Origin of the sequence: Alkalicoccus saliphilus, assembly GCF_003044065.1 — a bacterium.
Classification (GTDB): Bacteria; Bacillota; Bacilli; order Bacillales; family Salisediminibacteriaceae; genus Alkalicoccus; species Alkalicoccus saliphilus.
In genome coordinates this window covers 1-21117 of sequence record NZ_PZJJ01000043.1, presented here as the reverse complement: position 1 = coordinate 21117, position 21117 = coordinate 1, and the positions used below count along the sequence as shown (strand labels likewise).

General features: G+C 46.7%; 17 protein-coding genes and 1 riboswitch. Of the genes, 11 read left to right on the top strand and 6 right to left on the bottom strand.

The features are described 5' to 3' along the window. Nucleotides 1–342: 342 nt before the first annotated feature. From C6Y45_RS15860 to C6Y45_RS15845, 4 genes are all read right to left on the bottom strand, one after another. A complete protein-coding gene (locus C6Y45_RS15860; RefSeq protein ID WP_107586200.1) occupies nucleotides 343–609 on the bottom strand; it encodes an FmdB family zinc ribbon protein in 267 nt (88 codons plus the stop codon). Nucleotides 610–614: 5 nt separating this feature from the next. Continuing rightward, nucleotides 615–1799, bottom strand: a complete 1185-nt coding sequence (gene fmdA / locus C6Y45_RS15855; RefSeq protein WP_107586199.1) for a formamidase — start codon at nucleotides 1797–1799, stop codon at nucleotides 615–617. A 132-nt stretch (nucleotides 1800–1931) separates the two neighbouring features. Next, nucleotides 1932–3098, bottom strand: coding sequence for a CAP and S-layer homology domain-containing protein (locus C6Y45_RS15850; protein ID WP_107586198.1), 1167 nt, complete (start codon nucleotides 3096–3098; stop codon nucleotides 1932–1934). Between the two features lie 237 nt (nucleotides 3099–3335). Further along, on the bottom strand, nucleotides 3336–4154 hold the full coding sequence (locus C6Y45_RS15845) for a hypothetical protein (protein WP_160058453.1): 819 nt from the start codon (nucleotides 4152–4154) through the stop codon (nucleotides 3336–3338). A 187-nt stretch (nucleotides 4155–4341) separates the two neighbouring features. On the opposite strand from C6Y45_RS15845, the gene C6Y45_RS15840 reads away from it, so the two are divergent. Together C6Y45_RS15840 and C6Y45_RS15835 are read left to right on the top strand one after the other, a co-directional pair. Then, on the top strand, nucleotides 4342–4785 hold the full coding sequence (locus tag C6Y45_RS15840) for a GNAT family N-acetyltransferase (protein ID WP_107586196.1): 444 nt from the start codon (nucleotides 4342–4344) through the stop codon (nucleotides 4783–4785). A 69-nt stretch (nucleotides 4786–4854) separates the two neighbouring features. Next, entirely contained in the window at nucleotides 4855–7323 is a 2469-nt protein-coding gene (locus C6Y45_RS15835; protein ID WP_160058451.1) for a sensor domain-containing protein, read from the top strand. Nucleotides 7324–7896: 573 nt separating this feature from the next. Here C6Y45_RS15835 and C6Y45_RS15830 read toward each other — a convergent pair. Then, nucleotides 7897–9570: an alpha-glucosidase gene (locus tag C6Y45_RS15830; RefSeq protein ID WP_107586194.1), complete on the bottom strand. Its 1674-nt coding sequence runs from the start codon at nucleotides 9568–9570 to the stop codon at nucleotides 7897–7899. A gap of 316 nt (nucleotides 9571–9886) precedes the next feature. Here C6Y45_RS15830 and C6Y45_RS15825 point away from each other — a divergent pair, with 316 nt between their 5' ends. Continuing rightward, on the top strand, nucleotides 9887–11605 hold the full coding sequence (locus C6Y45_RS15825; protein WP_107586193.1) for an ABC transporter ATP-binding protein: 1719 nt from the start codon (nucleotides 9887–9889) through the stop codon (nucleotides 11603–11605). After that, entirely contained in the window at nucleotides 11598–13409 is a 1812-nt protein-coding gene (locus C6Y45_RS15820; RefSeq protein WP_107586192.1) for an ABC transporter ATP-binding protein, read from the top strand. The genes C6Y45_RS15825 and C6Y45_RS15820 overlap by 8 nt, the downstream gene beginning before the upstream one ends. Nucleotides 13410–13414: 5 nt before the next feature. On the opposite strand, the gene C6Y45_RS15815 is transcribed toward C6Y45_RS15820, so the two are convergent. Next, nucleotides 13415–14851: an MDR family MFS transporter gene (locus tag C6Y45_RS15815; protein WP_107586191.1), complete on the bottom strand. Its 1437-nt coding sequence runs from the start codon at nucleotides 14849–14851 to the stop codon at nucleotides 13415–13417. 179 nt (nucleotides 14852–15030) lie between these two features. Between C6Y45_RS15815 and ade the strand changes: the two genes are divergently transcribed. From ade to C6Y45_RS17705, 7 genes are all read left to right on the top strand, one after another. Continuing rightward, nucleotides 15031–16755: an adenine deaminase gene (ade, locus tag C6Y45_RS15810; protein WP_107586190.1), complete on the top strand. Its 1725-nt coding sequence runs from the start codon at nucleotides 15031–15033 to the stop codon at nucleotides 16753–16755. 57 nt (nucleotides 16756–16812) lie between these two features. Continuing rightward, a riboswitch (TPP riboswitch) is annotated at nucleotides 16813–16921 on the top strand. 232 nt (nucleotides 16922–17153) lie between these two features. Continuing rightward, a complete protein-coding gene (locus C6Y45_RS15805; protein WP_107586189.1) occupies nucleotides 17154–17738 on the top strand; it encodes a thiamine phosphate synthase in 585 nt (194 codons plus the stop codon). A 24-nt stretch (nucleotides 17739–17762) separates the two neighbouring features. Further along, nucleotides 17763–18863, top strand: a complete 1101-nt coding sequence (gene thiO / locus C6Y45_RS15800; RefSeq protein ID WP_107586188.1) for a glycine oxidase ThiO — start codon at nucleotides 17763–17765, stop codon at nucleotides 18861–18863. Further along, nucleotides 18847–19050: a sulfur carrier protein ThiS gene (thiS, locus tag C6Y45_RS15795; protein ID WP_107586187.1), complete on the top strand. Its 204-nt coding sequence runs from the start codon at nucleotides 18847–18849 to the stop codon at nucleotides 19048–19050. Before thiO ends, thiS begins: the two co-directional genes overlap by 17 nt. A 1-nt stretch (nucleotide 19051) precedes the next feature. Beyond that, a complete protein-coding gene (locus C6Y45_RS15790) occupies nucleotides 19052–19819 on the top strand; it encodes a thiazole synthase (protein ID WP_107586186.1) in 768 nt (255 codons plus the stop codon). Continuing rightward, the gene (locus C6Y45_RS15785) at nucleotides 19816–20823 is read left to right on the top strand and encodes a ThiF family adenylyltransferase (protein ID WP_107586185.1); all 1008 of its coding nucleotides are present in this window, start codon (nucleotides 19816–19818) and stop codon (nucleotides 20821–20823) included. The genes C6Y45_RS15790 and C6Y45_RS15785 overlap by 4 nt, the downstream gene beginning before the upstream one ends. An 85-nt stretch (nucleotides 20824–20908) precedes the next feature. Beyond that, nucleotides 20909–21070, top strand: coding sequence for a hypothetical protein (locus C6Y45_RS17705; RefSeq protein ID WP_160058449.1), 162 nt, complete (start codon nucleotides 20909–20911; stop codon nucleotides 21068–21070). The last annotated feature ends 47 nt before the right edge of the window (nucleotides 21071–21117 follow it).

Below are 21117 nucleotides of genomic sequence, written 5' to 3'. Positions count from 1 at the left end.
TCATCTGTCCATTCGATAGACATTCAGGGTCTCCCTGATTGTCTATCGAATGCCACCAAGCGAGAGCGCGGTAGAAGAAACGATCAAATCCCAATTATACGTGTCTAGTTTCTTGACAGAGTATCAGCTTGATGGGCGGTGGGCTTCAGGGGGACCTTGTCTCTCAGCACGGTCAGCACCAGCTGTTCCCGTTCGTTCGGTGTATGATGGGTTTGTCGTTTACTCATAAAAAAACTCCCCGCTATAGTAGATAGAGAGTTTTATTATTTCTCTGTCTACTATAGGGGGAGCTTATCAGTAAAACTTCGGGACGGCCTTTTTGCATGCAGAAATGTTGTTTTTCTATACCTGCCAGGGACGGGAAGGAGAAACAGAGGAACGGACGGGTGTGCCATTTATTTCAGAGCGGTTTATCACGCGCGGTTCCATACCTTTTTCCAACCGTTTCTTAACACGTCCGTCCATTCTCGCCACGTGCGGAGGCTGGTAGGTTCTCGAAGCTTCCAGACCGCAGTCCGGACAGAATGAAATTTTTTTCTGCCCCTGCATGGACTGGTGGTACTCTGTAAAAACACCACAGGCGGGGCACTTAAAAGAGTAGGGAATCAATCAGATCACCTGCTTTCCGGGAAAGGATCTTTGTCGAAAATATCTTTTGGTATAGCCACCGTGCAGCAGGCGTTAGGAATATCGACAATTCCGCTGACTCTTCCTTCCACGGGAGCTGTGCTGAGAAGCATGTAGGCCTGCTCCCCTGTATAGCCGAGTGTTTTCATGTAGTCAATCGCATTCAGGCAGGCTCTTCTGTAGGCGAGGTGGGCATCAAGGTAATGCTGCTTTCCATTATGCTCATTTACAGACACACCTTCAAAAACAATATAATCCGTGTAATGAGGTTCTACTGGACTTGTCCGGAAGACCGGGTTGGATTTAATCTGAAACTTTTCCATGCCTCCTTTAATAACTTCCACTTTCAAATCTATCCATCCGGGGATTTCGATACCACCGCAGAAAGAAATTTCCCCATCGCCCTGTGAAAAATGCAGATCTCCAACAGAAAGTTTTGCTCCGTCTACAAACACGGGGAAATATACCCGGGAACCTCTCGTTAAATTTTTAATGTCACAGTTGCCGCCATTTTCACGGGGAGGGACTGTGCGTGCTCCTTCCCTGGCGACTTGATCGAACTTTTCGCCTGAAAGGCTTCCGAGTACCACACTGTCTTTATTAGGGAGTTCGGCATAGGGAGGAACACGCTGTGGATCTTTATCGACCAGTTCTTGTTCCCTCCGGTTCCACTCATCGAGAAGTTCTTTTGAAGGGGCAGTACCGATCAGACCAGGGTGGATAAGCCCGGCAAATGACACTCCCGGAATATGCCTGGAAGTGGCATAAATACCGTTAATATCCCATATGGACTTGGCAGCTTCAGGGAAGTGCTCTGTTAAAAATCCTCCGCCGTTTTCTCTCGCGAAGATACCGTTGAAGCCCCATTCTGCTTCCGGAAATACACCGATATCCAAAATATCAACAACAAGCAGATCACCGGGAGCGGCATCATTGACATATACCGGACCGCTTAATACATGAACACGGTTTAAGTTGACATGCTGAATGTCTGAAGCATCGTCGTTATTGGATACCTGTCCATCCGTCCAGTCCAGACATTCCATACGGAACGATTCCCCGGCGTTTACTGAGAAAGCGGCCGGAATATCCGGGTGCCATCTGTTATGTCCCGGCACGTCCTGCTGATCCATTTTTTTCGTAAGATCCACTTTAAATCGAGTTTTCGGCATTTCCTGTCACTCCTTTTGAGTATTTTAGAAACAGTCAGACGGGCAGCCCGAAAGCAGTTCTTCACCTCCTTTTAAAAGTCTGAAAAAAGACAAAAAAGAGCCCTGTTTAAAAACAGGACTCTCCGTAAATCATTATTCAACATATCCCTGCGGATCTTCAGCACGGCCGAACCACACGTGGGAGTAGTTTCCATCTATAGCGACACCCATGTACTCAATATCTTCCCAGGAGCCTTCCCCGAGAAGTAAAGCACGGTGGCTGTCACTGTTCTGCCAGCCGTTAAGTGCTTTTTCAGGAGTAGCTTCGATACTGTTCCAGTAGGAATTTTCAAAACCGAATCCAGTATACTCGCCTCCAGTAATTTCGCTTGGCTTTGTCCAGCTCTTTTCAGCGAAATTCTTGTCAAAACCGTAGCATACCGGCGTCCATTCTCCATGAGAAGACCAGCTGTGCAGGCTGCATTCCTCCCGCTCATTTTCCGGAGCGTGAGCGTTGGAATCTTCAACGTGCGCCCGGGCTGTCTGAGTGAGGGAAATGGAAATAGTCAACGGCTCAAGACCGTTTTCTTCCCGGTAGGCGTTAATGGATTCTGCGAGTTCAGTTTCGTCCTCAGTAAGAGAAAAAGATTTATCGGTAAGATTGGCTTCTTTCACTTCAAACACCGGTTCTTCTTCAGTCGGACTGCCGTTTTCATCTTTATTTTCGTAGTAATTCAATGTTTGAAGCAGGAGTTCCGCTGCTTCTCCATTAGTAAGTACTTCCTCCGGGTAGAAATTCTCATCTTCCTGTTCAAGAAGAATGTCTGCCTCTAAAAGAGCATGAACCGCTTCAGAAGTTTCTCCATCTACATCTGCATAAAAGTTTTCAGCATCACTCTGGTGCAGTTCTGCCGCTTTGGAAAGCAGCACAGCATATTCTCCTTTAGTTACTAAATTTTCTCCGTGAAAAAGTTTATCGTCTGTTGATTCAATTACTTCTTTATTGTAGAGAGCGTTTACTGCTTCGTATTCTTCGTCATCTGTGGCAACATCCTCAAAAGGAGCATCTTCCTGCTGTTCGGTTCCTTCTTCGATTGGAAAGGCAGCGTGCAGCAGTTCAACAGTTTCTGCCCGCGTCAAGTTGGCCTCAGGATCAAACGGTTCACCAGGAAAATATTCGATAAGCCCTGTTTCCGACAGCTGGTTCACTTCATCTTTAAACCAGGACTCTTTATCTTCGCCGGAGTAGGCTGATGCAGATACCGGAAGTGTCAGGACGATAGAACTAATAAGACCAAGAGATAGCATCCAGTTTTTCATGATAGTTCGCCTCTTTCTTTTTTAAAAATAGAAAAGTCTTACAAAAGTGCATTTACACCATAAATACTACTCCCTTATATAGGAAAAACAAGTAGCGCAATAAGATTGTAACATTTATGACATGTAATTGTAACTTAAATTTCCAAGGGGTTCATGATATAGAATTTTAAAAACTTAGACCGGCAGAACGTCTTCTGCATCGGGCTGGTTATGTAAAATAAAGAAAAAGCCTTCCGATTACGGCTGACGGAGGGCTTTTTCCTGCTCAATTTGTTCTTTTCGTTTATAAGTTTTCATTTTATCGGTATTAAGCTGAAGCATTTTATCCGGATTATCATTTTTAACAACTGTCATACGGCGGCTTTCTTCCTTCATTAGTTCTTCATTTTTTAACAGTTGAATGTAGAATACCTGCTGGGATTTGTTGAGCCGCTCCCACAGCTTTTCTGTTTTCATCTGTTCAACCCAGTTATCGAGCAGAGCTGATTTTTCAGAAAGGGTACGGATAATTTCATATTGAAGCACATCAAGCATCGCTGCGGTTTCCACTGCCTCCTGAACATCCGCTGCGGTGAGGGGACGTTTTGCAGACTCCAGTTCAGCCAGATGCTTTTGAAAGTTTTCATATGCTGTCCGGTACTTCAGCTGAAGAGCAAGGACCGTTTCGATCGTCTGATACCCTTCAGTAAGGGCAGGAGCCGGTTCTTTTCCCATCAGTTTAAGCGGAGCCTGGAAAAAGTCCAGATTGATTCCAGCGCGCATCCGGCCGTCCTCTTTAATTTTAGAAGTAAGCGAATAAAACAGAAAAAGTTTCTGGTGAGCTTTCAAGGCGTCTTTTGAAATTTCCTGTCCGGGGGAAATCACGGCATAACCGGTGACCTGCCGGGCTTTTATGTAGTCAACCAGAAAGTATTCTTCTCCACCTTCTTCTGCAGGGAAAGGATAAACATGAACTTTTTCAAACCACTGTCTTGTGCGTCGTGCCTTTCGTTTAACTGTCAGCTTCTTTCTATTGAACATACTGAACCGCCTTCCTGTAGAAATGTACCTGTTCATAGTCTATCATAAATACAAACGGCTCAGGCCGGCAGATCTGCAGCTGGAAGAATTCTAAGCAGAAACAAATTTATGAATGTATCCTTCAATAAAGAGGCACGTGAAAGTTTTTCCATAAGAAGGGACGCAGAGGCCTCCTGGAAAAACTGCTCGAAAAGAGAGTTTCATATGGAAAGGGGAAAGTATAATGAAATGGCATATTAAAAAATTTGAAGACTTCTCACCAGAAGAACTTTACCGCATTCTGCAGATCCGGGTGGAAGTATTTGTTGTGGAACAGAACTGCCCGTACCCGGAAATTGATGGTAAAGATAAAGACTGCTGGCATTTATATGCCGAAGAACATGGGGAGATACTGGCTTACGCAAGGCTGCTCCCTCCTGGACTCAGTTACGAAGAAGCTGCGATAGGTCGTGTCCTTGTTGCCGAAGTATACAGAGGAAGCGGATTAGGAAAAGAGCTTATGGAGCAGTCGGTCGCATTTCTGAATGATAAAATGAATTACAGCAGCATCCGTCTGCAGGCGCAGGAATATGCAGAAAAGTTTTATTCGTCCTTTGGTTTTCAAAGAATTTCAGAAACTTATCTGGAAGATAACATCCCGCATGTGGACATGAAAAAGGTGGACTAGGAAAAACAATCCTTAAGATGTATAATAATGGTAGTTGTTTTGTTGCTGGGACGAATGGAGGGAAGCAAATTGGGCAGTATTTGTTATGAAAATATTATTCGGACTCTTCCTGTAGGGTATGCTTATCAAAAAATGATTTTTGAAGATGGGGAAGCTGTAGATTACCTCATTCTGGACATGAACGACAAAATGGAGGAAATTCTTGGTCTGCAGATGGATGACACCGTCGATAAACGCATGCAGGAAATTCTCCCGGCACCGGAAGAAAAGCACAGGGACTGGGTACAGACTTATAACGAAGTACTTACGAATGGAGAGATGATGATTCTGGAGAGGTATTCCCATGCTCTTCAGCGCTGGTACAAAGTACAGATTATTCCGCACGGAAAAGATCTTTTTTCTGTAATATTTATGGATATTACAGAAGAAAAAGCGACGCTCTCCATGCTGGACACTTTTTTTTCAGGCAGTCTTGGTCTGCTTGCGCGACTGGATTCATCGGGAGCAATACTGGAAGTAAATCCCGAATGGGAGGTTGTGACAGGTTATACGAGAAACGAAATGCTCGGCAGGAAAATGACAGACTTTATCCGTTACGAAGACCGGGAAGAAGCGTGCCGTGTCTTCCATATAGCCGGAAGAGGAGAAGCTGTCCGGGGACATGTGAACTGTGTGCTGACGAAAAAAAGGGAAAAACGGCTTATTGAATGGCATTTGTTTGAGCAGGATGGAAATATTTACAGTACCGCACTGGACATTACAGAAAGGTCTATCCGGGATACGGAAATACAAAGAAGGGAAGCAATGCTGAAAAATTTGACAGAGGAAATACCAGGGGGACTCTGTCAGCTGAAAATTAACAAGGAAGGGCGGTTCACTTTACCTTACTACTCTGACGGATTTCTTGAAATGTTTGAAATAAAACGGGAAACACTTAAGGACCGTCCGTATCTTCTTTTCGAAAAAGTGCACGAGGACGACAGGGACAAAGCCCTGCAGTCACTGCTTCGTTCGAAAGAGGAGCAAAGCCGCTGGTTTACAGAAGTCCGCATACGAAAGCTGGCGGGGGATGTGCGCTGGATACGTGCCAGCTCGAAGCCGGTTTTTATGGAAGACGGAAGCATTATATGGCACGGATACATTACGGATATAACGGAAGAAAAAAATAAAGAGCTTGCATTAAAAGAAAGTGAAGAAAAAATGCGCGGGCTTTTTTCACAGGTGCCGGGCATGATTTATCAGTTTAATGTCCATCCATCGGGAGAACATGAACTTGTCACCACTTCCAACGGTATATGGGATCTCATAAAGCTGAGCCCTGAAACGGTGTATGAAGATATAAGTACGATGTTTGCGCGCGTCCATCCGGATGATCTACCTAACATGCTTGCCCTGATTGAGGAAAGCAAGCAGAGTGAAAAGATGTGGAATCAGGATTTCCGTGTAATTCATCCTGATCGGGGCGTAAGGTGGGTCAGGAGCAACGCTTCACCGACAAAACTGGAGGCCGGCGTCATGCGTTTTTACGGGTACACGTATGATATTACGGAACTGAAAGAAAAAGAAGAGGCCATCGACCGCAGAGACAAATTAATTTCAGGGATATCCGCCCAGGTGCCGGGTGTTATTTACCAGCTGGTCAGCCAGGGTCCGGGGGATTACCGATTTTCGACTGCTACAGGAAGTCTTCACAAAATTTTCGGGGCGCACCTTGCGAATCGTGATATTTCAGAGCTTGAACTGGAGGAATTTGTTCACGAAGAAGATCTGCCGGATCTTTATCACAGCCTTGATATTTCCAGGGAAGAAAAGACGCCGTTCGATGAAACGTTTCGCCTTGTCAAACGGAGCGGAGCTGTGAAATGGCTGAGAGCATCAGCAGATCCCCGGAAAATGGAAGGCGGCGAAACGATGTGGAGCGGCTATATTACAGATGTAACGGACAGTAAACTGACGGAATTTGCTCTTCGGGAAAGTGAGCGACGCTACCGGTCCCTTGCCGAGCAGATGGAAGTTATGGCTTACCATGACCCGCTGACCGGCCTTCCAAACAGGCGGCTTCTATTTGACCGGATGGAGCAGCTCGTCCGGCAGACGAGCAGAACAGGCACAAAGCTCGGGGTGCTGTTTCTTGATCTCGATAATTTTAAGTCAATCAATGATGTATATGGGCACGATACAGGGGATAAGCTGCTTGTGAAAGTCGCGGAAAAGCTGAAAAGTGCTGTAAGAAAAACAGATACGGTAGCCAGAATGGCCGGAGATGAATTTTTGATTGTATTTACTAATATTTATACGGAAGAGAATCTAAAAACCGCAGCAAGTTCGGTGATGGCTCAGTTTCAGGAGGAAATGCAGATAGGGGAGCATGTTCTGAAAGTTGAAGCTTCGAGTGGAGCGGCACTTTATCCGGATCACGGGATGAATATAGAAACACTGCTTAAAAATGCAGATAAAGCAATGTACTTGAAAAAAAAGAAAAACAAAAATGGGTTTGCTTTATACGGGGAGAATACCGTAAACCGACATTCGATATAAGAAAAAAACCGAAAGGGATTCCCTTTCGGTTTTTTTCTTCCGTTTAAGATGAAGTTAACGCAGCAGCTTTTATTTTTATAAGAAAAGCTGCGTCCGCTTTTGAGGGCTGAAGATAAACTTCGCTTTCAACCGGCCTGCTGTAAAGAAGATTTTCGGGCTGACTGCGCCCTGTACCCCCATCTCCATCTTTCACGGGCAGGTTTCCGTTTCGTTCTTTTCACAGAAAAAGATAAGTTCTACTTTTCGTGAACCCTGTTCTTTCTTCTGTAAAACCGCGGCAAGCGAAGAAAAAAGAGCCGCAGGCAACCTTAAATAACAACACGAAGCTTTACCAGAGACATTCATGCAAAATCATTACGTCATGAGAGGTGAAAACACTTTTCTCTATCAGTGAGTTTATACCTCCTGCTTTTTCCTTCAAAAGATGAAAGGATAGGGTCTTTTGACCGGAAGCTGGAGGAGAAATGGAGGGACTCCAGAGCAAGGGCGGCCCGCTCGGAAAGCCTCTCCATGGAACCGAAAGCAGACATTCCTTTTTATTTTCAAGGCAGCGATAAGAAAAAGATACGCCTTTTACTTTTCGATAATATAAACCCGAGTTTCATATGGTCGCAGCGGAAGACGGGTTGTCCGGCTGTGTTCGGGAATATCTTTATAGTTATGAAGAACGAGCTCCTGCGCCGATACTTCAAGTCCCTGAACTACGACGTGCCAGTCTGCAGATTCTTCTGTCAAGTTTGACATGATTATGGCTTTACGTCCGTCCATCTCACGGACGTAGGAATAAATTTGATCATCCTCCGCCATAAGAAGATCGTAGGAGCCGTAAACAAACAGTTCATTGTCCCGTCGGAGACGTATCATTTTCCGGTAAAAGGACAAAATTGAATGAGGATCATTCAGTTGTTTTTCAACGTTAATTTGTTTGTAGTTTTCGTTTACTTTGAGCCACGGAGCACCGTCAGAAAATCCGGCGTTTTCAGACTCTGACCACTGCATCGGCGTACGGCTGTTGTCCCTGGACGTAAGAGCCAGAGCAGAAATCGCTTCTTCAGCCTGGTTGTCCGCTGCTTTTTCTTCGTAGAGGTTAAGTGCTGCCACGTCATCGTAATGCTCGATAGAATCAAAGTAAATATTGGTCATACCGATTTCCTGGCCCTGGTAGATAAAAGGAGTGCCTTTCATCAAAAAATACATGGCGCCGAGGGAGGTGGCACTTTCATACCAGTAGTATTTATCGTCTCCCCACGTGGAAACAACACGTGCTTTATCGTGATTTTCGATAAACAGTGCGTTCCAGCCATCCTTATCCATCGCTTGCTGCCAGCGGCTCAATACTTTTTTCAAATTATAAATATCCAGGCCTTCGTCAGAGTCATGCTCCCACAAATCCAGATGTTCAAACTGGAAAACCATATCCATTTTACCTTCGTCACCGACCCAGAGATGAGCTTCCTCCACGCTTACTCCGTTTGCTTCACCGACAGTCATCGCGTTCGGGTAATTTTCATACGTCCGGTTTTTGAATTCTTCAAGAAATGTATGAATACCTTCCTGATTCATGTGCATCTCAAAGGAGGAAACGTATTTCTGCTCTTTCGGGTTGGGCATATCCGGGAATTCCGGACGTTTTTTAATATGGCTGATCGCATCGATGCGGAATCCGTCCACGCCTTTATCAAGCCACCAGTTTACCATTTCATAAAGTGCTTCACGGACCTCTGGATTCTCCCAGTTTAAATCCGGCTGCCGGCGGCTGAACACGTGCAGGTAATACTGCCCGGTCTGCTCATCGTATTCCCATGCAGATCCTCCAAAAATACTTTCCCAGTTGTTTGGTTCCCTGCCTTCCACGGGATCACGCCATATATACCAGTCTCTTTTCGGATTATCTTTGTCCTCCCGGGACTCAATAAACCATGGATGTTCATCACTCGTATGGTTAAGTACGAGGTCAATGATCAGCCGCATGCCTCGTTCGTGGCAAGCTTTAAGCAGCGCATCAAAGTCATCCATCGTACCAAAATCCTCGAGAATATCCTGATAGTCGGAAATATCGTAGCCATTGTCATCCAGAGGGGACTTATACATCGGACAGATCCAGATAAAATCAATTCCGAGATCTTTTAAATAGTCGAGACGCTGAATCATCCCTTGCAGATCACCAAAACCGTCGCCGTTACTGTCCTGAAAGCTGCGGGGATATACTTGATAACCGACAGCTTCTTTCCACCAAACTTTTTTCATATCTTTCACCCCATTGATTTTTTAAACAGTTTCGTTAAAGTTCCATAAAATGAAATCTGCCCGAATACGGGCAGGGATCGGTAACGAAACCGGAAATTTATTATTGTACAGTCGATTGAATGAGTACATAAAATAAAGAAAAGAGCTGAAAGCTCCTTTTACGTCCATTTCATATGATAAAGGATTCACAAAGGAAACACAATGGACCGCCGGCAGGATCACAGTCAGCTTATCTGACAGTACAAACGTTTCGATTCAGGAAATAGTTATGGTAAAGTGATAAAATGACAGAAAAGCGAGAAAGGCAGCGAAAATTATGCGGTTAATATGGAAGTACCTGAAAAAATATAAATTAGCAGTGGCGGCTGCACTTTTTCTTACGCTGCTGGAGCTTGGTGTAGAGCTTGTCCAGCCGCTTTTAATAGCAAGAATTATCGATGAAGGTATTATGATGGAGGATATGAGTGTTGTCCTCACGTGGGGAGGGGTTATGCTTCTTCTTTCTCTGGTCGCATTTGCAGCGGGGATTATAAACTCGTTTTATGCCGCCTATGCGAGTCAGAATACGGGATATGACCTTCGTGGGGATCTGTACCGCCGTATTCAGACGCTCTCCTTCAAAAACTTTCAGCAGTTTCCTACTTCTTCTCTTCTTACACGGATCACCAATGATATTCAGCAGCTTCAGAATACTATTTTTATGACGCTCCGGATTATGCTCCGGGCCCCGCTTTTAGTGGCAGGATCGGTTATTATGGCTCTTATCGTCAACTGGCAGCTGGCGCTTGTTTTGGTCGCTGCGGTCCCGCTCCTTCTTATTATCCTTTTAATGATTATGAGAACGGCCGGACGTCTGTTTAAAGAAGTCCAGGCGAGAGTCGATCGTGTGAACAATGTCGTTCAGGAAAATTTGAAAGCTGTCCGTCTGATTAAATCTTTTTCCCGAAGGCCGTACGAATCAGAGCGTTTCCACGGGGCCTCTGAAGATCTTCAGCATAAAACAGTCCGCACCCTTCGCATTGTCGAAGCGACCATGCCATTAATCCTTCTTATAATGAACGTATGCATTATGGCTGTTCTCTGGTTCGGGACAACTGGAGTGAATGCCGGGAACGTTTCTGTCGGGGAAGTAGTAGCAATCATTAACTATATCACCCGGATGACAGGGGCATTGTCTATTTTTTCCATGATCATTATTATTTTTTCCCGTGCCAAAGCTTCTGCAGAAAGGGTCGGAGAAGTACTGGAAACGGAAGAAGATATGCAGGAAAATACGGCGGAAGCGCCTTCCTTCCGGGGAGATATTACGTATGACAATGTTTACTTCCGCTATCCGGGGAAAGAAACGCCGGTGCTGGAAGGCATTGATTTTCACGTAAAGGCAGGAGAAAGAGTGGCGATACTGGGAGCTACCGGTTCAGGAAAGACCTCTCTGTTTCAGCTGCTTCCGAGACTTTACGACGTGGATAGGGGGTCAGTCAGGGTTGACGGTCATCTGGTGGACCAGTTTACGTGGAAAAGTCTGCGTTCCCAGATCGGATACGTGCCGCAGGAAGCGATGCTTTTTACCGGGTCAATCGCCGATAACCTCCGCTGGGGGAAAGAAAAAGCAAAAGAAGCGGAAATGGTGGATGTGCTCCGGGATGCCCAGATTTATGAGACGATTGCTGAACTTCCGGAAGGGCTGAACACCCGTATCGGTCAGCGGGGCGTCAATTTGTCGGGCGGGCAGAAACAGCGTATATCCATTGCGAGAGCGCTTATCCGGAAGCCCCGTATCCTGCTGCTGGATGACAGTACGAGCGCTCTGGATGTAAAGACGGAAAAGCGTCTGCTCGAATCGTTAAAAAAGTACCGCTGTACGACACTGATGATCACTCAAAAAATGAGCACCACAATGGAAGCTGACCGGGTACTTCTTCTGGAAGATGGAAAAATCAGAGCGGAAGGGACGCATGAAGAACTGCTCGCCTCCTCACCGCTGTATCAGGCCATTTACGTGTCGCAGTTCGGGGAGGAGGGAGATCATGCATAAAGACTGGATTGAACCGTTTAAACAGCCGAAGCTCGATACAGACTCGGCTCGCACTGAAGATGATAAAAAGCGGGCGGAAGACTGGAAAGGCACCTTGAAGCGGCTTTGGAACTATTTAATGGCTCACAGGGCCAGACTTTATCTTGTTATTTTCATGATTGCTTTGAGTTCTCTTTTTGCCCTGGCAGGGCCGCTTATTGTCGGATTGTCCATCGACACGTTTCTTGTGGAAGGAAATGCAGAAATTATTTTTTACGTTCTGATCCTTCTCGGTGCGGTCTACCTAATGCATTCTTTGACCGTATTTCTGCAGCACTTTTTTATGGTCAGTATATCTCAGCAGACAGTTTACACGATCCGTACGGGATTATTTGATCATCTGCAGAAACTTCCAATTCCCTTCTTTGACCGCAGGCAGCATGGAGAATTAATGAGCCGGCTGACAAATGATATAGAAAATATCAGTAACACCTTAAACAGCTCCATTATACAAATTTTTCAAAGTGTACTGACGCTCACCGGGATTCTCATTGTTATGCTCTATCTCAGCCCGCTGCTTACAGTAATTACACTGCTGATCGTACCCGGTATGTATTTCGGTATGAAGTGGATTACGAAACGCACCGGGCCGCTGTTTAAAGCCCAGCAGAAAAATCTCGGTACACTCAACGGGTATGTCCAGGAAACGATGAGCGGACAGCCGATTATCAAATCTTTCTCCCAGGAAGAGCGGGTAATGAAAGATTTTGAGGAAAGAAATTCCCGTCTGCGCCTCTCCGGGTTCTGGGCGCAGACGATATCAGGATTTATTCCCAAGCTGATGAACATGCTCAACAATGTCAGTTTTGCCGTCATTGCCGGTGTTGGGGGGCTTCTGGCAATGAACGGAATGGTGACGATCGGGGTTATTGTTATATTTGCTGAGTACGCGCGCCAGTTCACCCGGCCGCTGAACGATCTGGCCAACCAGTTTAACGTGCTGCTCTCTGCGATTGCCGGTGCTGAACGGGTATTCCAGATTATGGACGAAAAGGATGAACTGGAAGAGGAAGGAGACGCTGAAGAGCTGGAATATTCGGAGGGAAGACTTGCGTTTGAAAATATCCGCTTCGGCTACGAAAATGAAATTACAATCGACGACGTGTCCTTTTCAGCTGAAAAAGGAGAAACGGTCGCATTCGTTGGGCCGACGGGTGCAGGGAAAACAACGATTATCAGTCTGCTCTCGAGGTTTTATAATCCGGACAAAGGAACGATCCGTATGGACGGCAGGGATATCCGGAACATAAAAAAAGAGTCGCTGCGCCGCCATATGGCGTTTGTGCTGCAGGACTCGTTTTTGTTTGAAGGAAGTATCAGGGAGAATATCCGCTACGGAAAACTTCATGCTTCCGACAGGGAAGTGGAGGAAGCAGCACAGCTCGCGAACGCCCACTCCTTTATAGCGAAGATGCCGGAAGGGTACGATACGAAAATCGATGCGGAGGGAGGCGGCATCAGCCAGGGCCAGAAACAGCTTCTTTCTATTGCTAGAGCCCTCCTTGCCGACCCGGCGGTGCTCGTACTGGATGAAGCAACGAGCAGCATCGATACGATCACCGAACTGAAGATTCAGGAGGCTCTCCGTCGTCTTATGCACGGAAGAACAAGTATCGTTATTGCTCACCGTCTCAATACAATTCGTGAAGCTGATCATATTATCGTGCTGAACGAAGGCAATGTGATGGAAGCCGGAAGCCACGAAGAACTTCTTCGTACAAATGGATTTTATGCTGACCTTTTCTACAGCCAGAAGCTGTCCTGAAAAGGTCAGTTTTTTCGTTCGGCGGCTTTTCTTTCCCGTTCGTCCCATTCTTCGTCAGTCATCGGCGAAGTATTTTTCAGGAAAAAGGTAAGGATAAACCCAATAAACGTGAGAATCGTTATAGATCCCATGGCAGTGTTCAGGCCGATAATGTCCGGTGTCGTATGAGCTGCATCCGTTTCTACGGTCTGGGCTGTTGTTGTCATAATTGTAACGATCAGAGCGGTTCCGACAGAGGCTGCGATCTGACGCATCGTGTTATTCATGGCGGCTCCGTGCGGAATGAGCTTACGAGGAAGCTCGTTAAGGCCGGAGGTGGTGACTGGCATCATGACCATTGAAAAACCGAACATCCGAAGAGCAAATAAAAAAGCGAGCAGTGCCATCGTGGCGTATATATCAACAAACACGAAGCCGAGTGTCGCGATCGTCATGATGGTAAAACCGGTGAAAGCGAGTGCCCGTGCTCCGATCCGGTCAAAGATATAACCGGTAAGAGGTGACATTAACCCGGATATAAGGGCTCCCGGGAGAAGAACAAGTCCGGAATCAAGTGCGGTAAATTCTCTCATTTCCTGCATATACAATGGAATAAGCGTTTCAAGTCCTATAAGTCCGAGAAATCCGATCATTCCGATAATCGTGGCAATTGTAAATGTGCGGAGTTTAAAAACCCGGAATTCAAGCATAGGATGATGCATTTTCAGCTGCCGGGTAATGAACAGGAACAGGGCAGCGGCACTTACAGCCAGTGTGATTAGAGTAACCGGGGAGGACCAGCCCTGATTTCCGGCACTCGTAAACCCGTAAAGCAGTCCGCCGAAACCGGCAGATGAAAGAATAATTGATAAAGGATCCACTTTTGGATCTTTCAGTTCTGTTACGTTTTCGAGAATTTTATGAGCGACTATCATAATAAGCAGAATAAGCGGGAGGACGAACCAGAATAAGTAGCGCCAGGCAAACGTTTCTGTAATCCACCCGGACAGGGCAGGGCCCAGTGCCGGAGCAAATGAAATGGTAAGTCCGACAAATCCCATAATCGTACCTCTTTTCTCCACAGGAAAAATAAGGAGAAAAACCGTCTGCATAAGCGGCAGCATGATTCCGGCTCCGGCCGACTGAATCACGCGGCCGGCGATGAGTACTTCGAAATTCTGGGCGAGGCCTCCAATGATAGTACCGGCTGCAAATGTCATCATCGCTGTCATAAACAGCTGGCGGGTCGTGAATTTTTCAATTAAAAAAGCAGTAATGGGAATCATTATCCCATTTACGAGCATGAAAACAGTAGTGAGCCACTGGGCAGTATTGGCCGTAATATTCATCTCCTGCATGATAGGAGGAATGGCAGTGATCATCAATGTCTGATTAAGTACAGTAATAAACGATCCGGTAAGAAGTACGGCAGCGATAAGTTTTTTATTAGGGTGTTTAGGCATAAGGCGTATTCCTTTCGGGTTTCTATGTACAATTTGATTAGTTTATCATTCCCGCTCCGGGGTAACAACTTATAAGCACAGAAAAGGGTGTATTTTGACAGACTATATAGACGTCAGACTTCTTGTTCAGGTATAATAAAAACATTAGCATGCACGTTTTTTCAAAAGGAGTGGAAAATATGTCCAAAAAGTCCGATCCAAAATTAATTTATGCAGCCGGGGGTCAGGAAAAAGCCGACCTCGTTTTTAAACAGGCGAATATCGTCAATGTTTTTACTCAAGAAATAGAAACAGCTGATGTCGCCGTGAAAAATGGAAAGGTTGCCGGTATCGGATCCTGCGAAGGGATAAAAGAGATACACATGGAAGGCAGATATCTTGCCCCCGGATTTATCGATGGGCACGTACACATTGAATCCTCTATGGTATCACCGAGCCGGTTCGCAGACGTTGTAGTTCCCCGCGGAGTAACGACAATTATTACGGATCCCCATGAAATTGCCAACGTGGCAGGGAGGGAGGGGATTCAGTATATGCTTGATGATTCCGAAGATTCGCCGTTGAATGCGTTCTTTATGCTTCCCTCCTGTGTGCCTGCTACCCCATTTGAAAATTCAGGCGCTGTCCTGAAAGCGGAGGATCTGAAACCATTTTACAGCCACCCGAGAGTCATCGGTCTTGCTGAAGTCATGGATTATCCTTCAGTGGCTTCTGCTTCCCCGGACATGACAGCAAAGCTTACAGATGCGATGGAACGAAATGCGAATATCGATGGTCATGGAGCAGGGTTTACTCCCGAACAGGTCAATGTTTACCGGGCTGCCGGTATTACAACAGATCATGAATGCACGACAGCAGAAGAAGCAGAAGAACGGGTACGGCGTGGTATGTACGTTATTATTCGGGAAGGGTCTGCTGCAAAAGATTTAAAGGCGCTCCTGCCGGCAGTAAATGAAAAAAATTCCCGGCGGTTTCTTTTCTGCACGGACGATAAGCATTTGGATGCACTCATGGCTGAAGGAAGTATCGATGCCAATGTCAGACTGGCAGTGGAAATGGGAATGGATCCTGTAACAGCGATTCAGCTGGCATCACTTAATGCCGCTGAATGTTTCGGACTGAAAGAAAAAGGTGCTGTGGCACCCGGATATGATGCTGATCTGCTTATCATTGATAATCTCGAAGATATGAATGTAGAAGCAGTATATCAGCAGGGGATTCTTGCAGCAGAAAACGGAAAAGTACTTCAGGAAACAGTACAGAAACCAATTCCACCAGCGCTTACGCAGACTGTTTATGTTAAAGAGCTGTCCGAAAAGGCGTTCACCATACCTGGAAACACTGCCGGACATGCCCTCGTCATTGATTACGTGCCGAACAGCATCGTTACCAATAAAGCTGAAATTGCACTGCCTGTAAAAAACGGTGCATTTCAGGCAGACGTGAACAAGGATGTGATGAAGCTCGCGGTAATTGAACGCCACAAATTGACCGGAAATATCGGGCTCGGTTTTATCCGTGGACTGACTTTCCGGGAGGGGGCGTTCGCACTGACGGTAGCCCACGATTCTCATAATATTGTTGCGGCCGGTCTTTCGGATGAAGATATGCGGATTGCTGTAGAACGGGTACAAAATCTTCAGGGAGGGCTCGTGCTCGTTAAAAACGGCAGAATAACGGCAGAATTCCCGTTAAGCCTTGCTGGACTGATGTCCACTGCTTCAGCAGAAGAAGCAGTGAGAGATCTTACTGCGGTGGAGGAAGGATTTACCGACCTCGGTTTCAGCGGGGACTTCAATCCGCTGTCGGCGCTTTCCTTTATGTGTCTGCCGGTGATTCCTTCATTAAAACTGACGGATATGGGATACTTCGACAGTGAAGAAGGAAAACATGTAAGCGTATAACAATCATTATTTGACATATGCTGACCCAGCCACTAAAGTAGAAAGTACCAATTAAATAGAAATCACTGGAGGTGCCTTTTAAAAGGGCTGAGATCGAAGTTTCACTTCGGGACTCCCGGAACCTGATCCAGGTTGTACTGGCGTAGGGAAGTGATGCGAAAACTGGTAAAGCACGATGACTATCGGTGACGTACAGCCGCTTCCCTTCCCGGGAGGCGGCTTTTTTTGTTCTTTGACAATGTTTCCGAAGCCGTGGAAATCTTCTTCAGGAGGGAAAGTAAAGGGAACTGTCACCGCAGGATATACAACTTATAAATGAATGATCAATTTCAGCCGAGCCACATTCAAAAGATACCTTGCAGCTATTTTCAATAAGAAAATAGAAAGGAGGGGGGCCGATGGAACTTCATGTTCTTTCTACAGGGCAAATGGCTCCCGAAGACTGGGCCCGTAAAGCGGCACTTGTCGAGAAATCAGCGGACTTTCTTCATATACGGGAGCCGTTCTGGAACGAAAAGAATCTTTCAGAAGCTTTGAAGCTGTATGAAGAAAGAGCCGGAGACCGAAGGAAAATTATCGTCAATGCCAAAACGGCAGGAGCGACGAAATCGACCTTGCCTCTTCATCTGCCGGAAACATTTTTAAATCAGGCACCTGAAGGAAAATGGGGAATTTCGGTACACAGCAGAGAAGCAGCTCTGGCAGCAGAACGTGCCGGTGCCTCCTGGATTATGGCCGGTCCGGTATTTGATCCAGGATCGAAGAACGGTGTGCAGGGGAGAGGAATGGAAAACATCCTGAAAATGACAGAAGGACTGCAAATCCCCGTTATCGCCGTTGGGGGGCTGACTCCAGACCGTCTCAGGGAACTGGCCGGCAAAGTACATGGAGCGGCAGTTGTGTCCGGGATTATGGGGCAGGAGGACCCTGCTGCTGCGGCAGAACATTACAGAAAAGTTATCAGACGCTGGGAAACTTCTTAAATAATGTGTGAGGGAGGCGGGCAGATGTATGATGTCATTGTGATCGGCGCAGGAGTGAACGGATTATCTGCTGCATATCACCTGCTGCTTGAAGGAAAAAAGGTCCTCCTGCTTGAAAAAGGAAAGGCAGGAAAGGAAGCATCCCATGCGGCAGCTGGTATGCTCGGAGCCCAGACAGAAATGCATGCATCCAGGGAACTGTTCCGTTTTGCTGTTACGTGCAGAGACTATTTCTGCGGGTTGGCAGGCGAACTGGAGAACACTTCCGGTCTGACGATTCAATACCGGCAGGAAGGGGCGTGGAGGCTTGCCTGCGGGATAGAGGAAGAGCAGAGACTGAAGAAACTGACTGCTCTCCATCACGAAGAAAAAGAGCCGGCGGAATATTTCAGCGGGGAGGACGTACGAAAGGCTCTCCCTTTTCTGAAAAAGAAGGAAGTATCCGGGGCGGCATTTTTTGAAAATGAAACGCAGGTGGATGCAAGAAGTTATACTGCAGCACTGATTGAAGCAGTTCAGCATCTAGGTGGAGAAATTCGGGAGCAGACAGAAGTTCGTGGTATAAGCAGATTTTCTGGAAAATGGCAGGCCGCATCGCCGGACGGGAATTTCCACTCTGAAAAAATACTTTTAGCACACGGGAATGGAAAAATTAAAGGGGCAGCAATGCCGGAAATGATTCCTGTGAAAGGAGAATGCATAGCACTCCTTCCAAAGGAACAACCCTTCAGCTGTACGATAGTGACTCCGGAAGTGTATCTCGTTCCGAAGGCAGACGGGAGAGTGATCGTTGGTGCCACGGAGACAGAAGGGGAACTGTCAAAAACAGTCCGGGCCGGAGCTGTGCAGTATCTTCTCGGCCGCGCACTGGCTCTCGTTCCTGAGCTGAACGAGGCCCCGGTGGACGAAATCTGGGCTGGCATCCGCCCGAAAAGCCCGGACGGAATTCCTTTTGCAGGGAAGCTGGAAGAAGATTTATATGTGCTTGCCGGCCATTATCGCAACGGGATACTCATGTCAGGATACAGCGGCAGAAAAACTGCTGAAATGATGACGGGAAAAAATTCAGAAGCGCTGCAGTTTCTGCAGCCCGACAGGAGGGAAACCATTGAATATTCAAATTAACGGAAATGAATATGAGATTCATAAGCCTCTTCATTCAATTTCCGATCTGCTTTCTGAGTACAACATCAGTGGAGAACGAACAGCTGTCGAGCAGAACGGGGTTATATTAAAAAAAGAAGAATGGCCGGAAACAGCTTTGTCAGACGGAGACCGGATTGAAATCGTACATTTTGTAGGAGGCGGATAACATGCTGAAAATTGGAAATATCAAACTTTCTTCAAGGCTGATGCTCGGAACAGGGAAGTATGAAAACCACGAAGTGCAGAAAAACGCCGTTGCTGCTTCAGGAACCGACGTGTTAACTTTTGCGGTACGCAGAATGTCTCTGGAAGAGGGATCGACAGATGCTTTTAAAGGACTGGATCTGGAAAAATTTAAGCTCCTTCCAAACACTGCAGGGGCAGCCACAGCAGAAGAGGCGGTAAGAACAGCCAAACTTGCGCAGGCCGCTGGTCTTTGTGATATGGTGAAAGTAGAAGTTATCGGATGTGACAAGACACTTCTTCCGGATCCTGTCGAAACGTTAAAAGCTTCGGAGGAACTGTTAAAGGAAGGGTTTACCGTTCTAACCTACACCTCTGATGATGTAGTTCTTGCCAGAAAGCTGGAAGAAATGGGCTGTCATGCAGTAATGCCTGCAGCTTCTCCGATAGGTTCAGGCCTCGGTATTTTGAACCCGTACAATCTGCAGAGAATTATAGAACAGGCACAGGTGCCAATTATCGTTGACGCCGGCCTTGGAAGCCCGGCAGACGCAGCGCAGGCGATGGAACTTGGAGCGGACGGCATTCTTCTTAATTCCGCCGTTGCGAAAGCAGGAGATCCTGTGAAGATGGCTGAAGCAATGAAGCTTGCAGTTCATGCCGGCCGTTACGGTTTTGAGGCCGGGCGTATTGAGAAAGCTCCACTTGCTTCGCCAAGCAGCCCAGTTGAAGGAGTGAGTCCGCGAACATGAATGACCGGTATTCCAGACAGATTTTGTTCAACGGAATAAAAAAAGAAGGCCAGAAGAACTTGTCCGGCTCCCACGTTGTTATCGTAGGAGCCGGGGCGCTCGGAAGTGCTTCGTCGGAAATGCTTGTAAGGGCAGGGGTGGGGAAAGTCACGATCCTTGACCGGGACTACGTGGAATACTCCAATCTGCAGCGCCAGCAGCTCTACACGGAAGCCGATGCGGATGAAAGAATTCCTAAAGCAGCGGCCGCAGAAGCGAGACTGCAGAGCATCAACCGGGATGTTGACGTAGAAGGAATAATTGAAGATGTAGTACCGGAAACACTGGAGAGGTATCAGCACGCCGATCTTATTATAGATGCACTGGATAATTTTGCGACGAGGATGATTATAAACGATACGTCCCAAAAATATCATATTCCGTGGATATATGGGGCGTGTGTTGCAAGTTACGGTCTTTCCTATACGATTCTTCCAGGAGAAAAGCCCTGCCTTTCGTGTATTCTGGGCACAGTTCCCACTGGTGGGGACACGTGCGATACGGCCGGGGTGATCTCTCCTGCAGTGCAGATGACTGCCTCCTTACAGACGGCAGAAGCACTTAAACTCCTTGGTGGAAACAAAGAAGCGCTGAGAGAGGAACTTATTCAATTCGATGTGTGGACGAACGAAACAAGAAAAATCGGGGTGAACCGCCTGAAAGATACCGGCTGTCCTTCCTGTGGGGAAAACCCTCAATACCCTTATCTTCAGGCTGGAAACCAGACGCGCACCGCTGTGCTTTGCGGAAGAGATACCGTACAGATCCGTCCACCGCACGACGTGAGTTTTGATGCACTCAAAAGGACGCTCGCTCCCTACAGCCCAAAAATGAACAGCTACCTGCTTCAGGTCAGTCTGGAAGGAAAGCGTGTAGTTCTTTTTAAAGACGGAAGAGCACTCGTACATGACACGTCAGAGGAAACAGAAGCCCTCGCTCTCTACCAGAGATATATCAGCGGCTGAAAAATCAGAGCATCTATAACGCACGGAAGCCTGTCAGAATAATATCTGACAGGCTTTCAGGCTGTTTATAAAGTGTTATTTATACATGCTTATGCAATTTCCTGCTTTCGCCTCCTCAGGACGCTTTCCGGGCGGGCCGGCTTCAGCTAATTTCTTTCTTCCACTGCTCGGAAGAAATGGATCTTCTGCTCGTCCTATCTCGCCTCGGAGCATTCCTGTCAGGTTCGTCTGGCCCCTCTGGACATAAAAAAGATCCTCCGATATGATGCAGTTGCTAAACCAAAAACCATCATA

Excerpts from the sequence above, each read along its gene's own strand:
- fmdA (WP_107586199.1), bottom strand. The coding sequence starts at position 1,799 with ATGCCGAAAACTCGATTTAAAGTGGATCTTACGAAAAAAATGGATCAG.
- C6Y45_RS15850 (WP_107586198.1), bottom strand. The coding sequence starts at position 3,098 with ATGAAAAACTGGATGCTATCTCTTGGTCTTATTAGTTCTATCGTCCTG.
- C6Y45_RS15845 (WP_160058453.1), bottom strand. The coding sequence starts at position 4,154 with ATGAACAGGTACATTTCTACAGGAAGGCGGTTCAGTATGTTCAATAGA.
- C6Y45_RS15840 (WP_107586196.1), top strand. The coding sequence starts at position 4,342 with ATGAAATGGCATATTAAAAAATTTGAAGACTTCTCACCAGAAGAACTT.
- C6Y45_RS15830 (WP_107586194.1), bottom strand. The coding sequence starts at position 9,570 with ATGAAAAAAGTTTGGTGGAAAGAAGCTGTCGGTTATCAAGTATATCCC.
- C6Y45_RS15825 (WP_107586193.1), top strand. The coding sequence starts at position 9,887 with ATGCGGTTAATATGGAAGTACCTGAAAAAATATAAATTAGCAGTGGCG.
- C6Y45_RS15820 (WP_107586192.1), top strand. The coding sequence starts at position 11,598 with ATGCATAAAGACTGGATTGAACCGTTTAAACAGCCGAAGCTCGATACA.
- C6Y45_RS15815 (WP_107586191.1), bottom strand. The coding sequence starts at position 14,851 with ATGCCTAAACACCCTAATAAAAAACTTATCGCTGCCGTACTTCTTACC.
- ade (WP_107586190.1), top strand. The coding sequence starts at position 15,031 with ATGTCCAAAAAGTCCGATCCAAAATTAATTTATGCAGCCGGGGGTCAG.
- C6Y45_RS15805 (WP_107586189.1), top strand. The coding sequence starts at position 17,154 with ATGGAACTTCATGTTCTTTCTACAGGGCAAATGGCTCCCGAAGACTGG.
- thiO (WP_107586188.1), top strand. The coding sequence starts at position 17,763 with ATGTATGATGTCATTGTGATCGGCGCAGGAGTGAACGGATTATCTGCT.
- C6Y45_RS15790 (WP_107586186.1), top strand. The coding sequence starts at position 19,052 with ATGCTGAAAATTGGAAATATCAAACTTTCTTCAAGGCTGATGCTCGGA.
- C6Y45_RS15785 (WP_107586185.1), top strand. The coding sequence starts at position 19,816 with ATGAATGACCGGTATTCCAGACAGATTTTGTTCAACGGAATAAAAAAA.
- C6Y45_RS17705 (WP_160058449.1), top strand. The coding sequence starts at position 20,909 with ATGCTTATGCAATTTCCTGCTTTCGCCTCCTCAGGACGCTTTCCGGGC.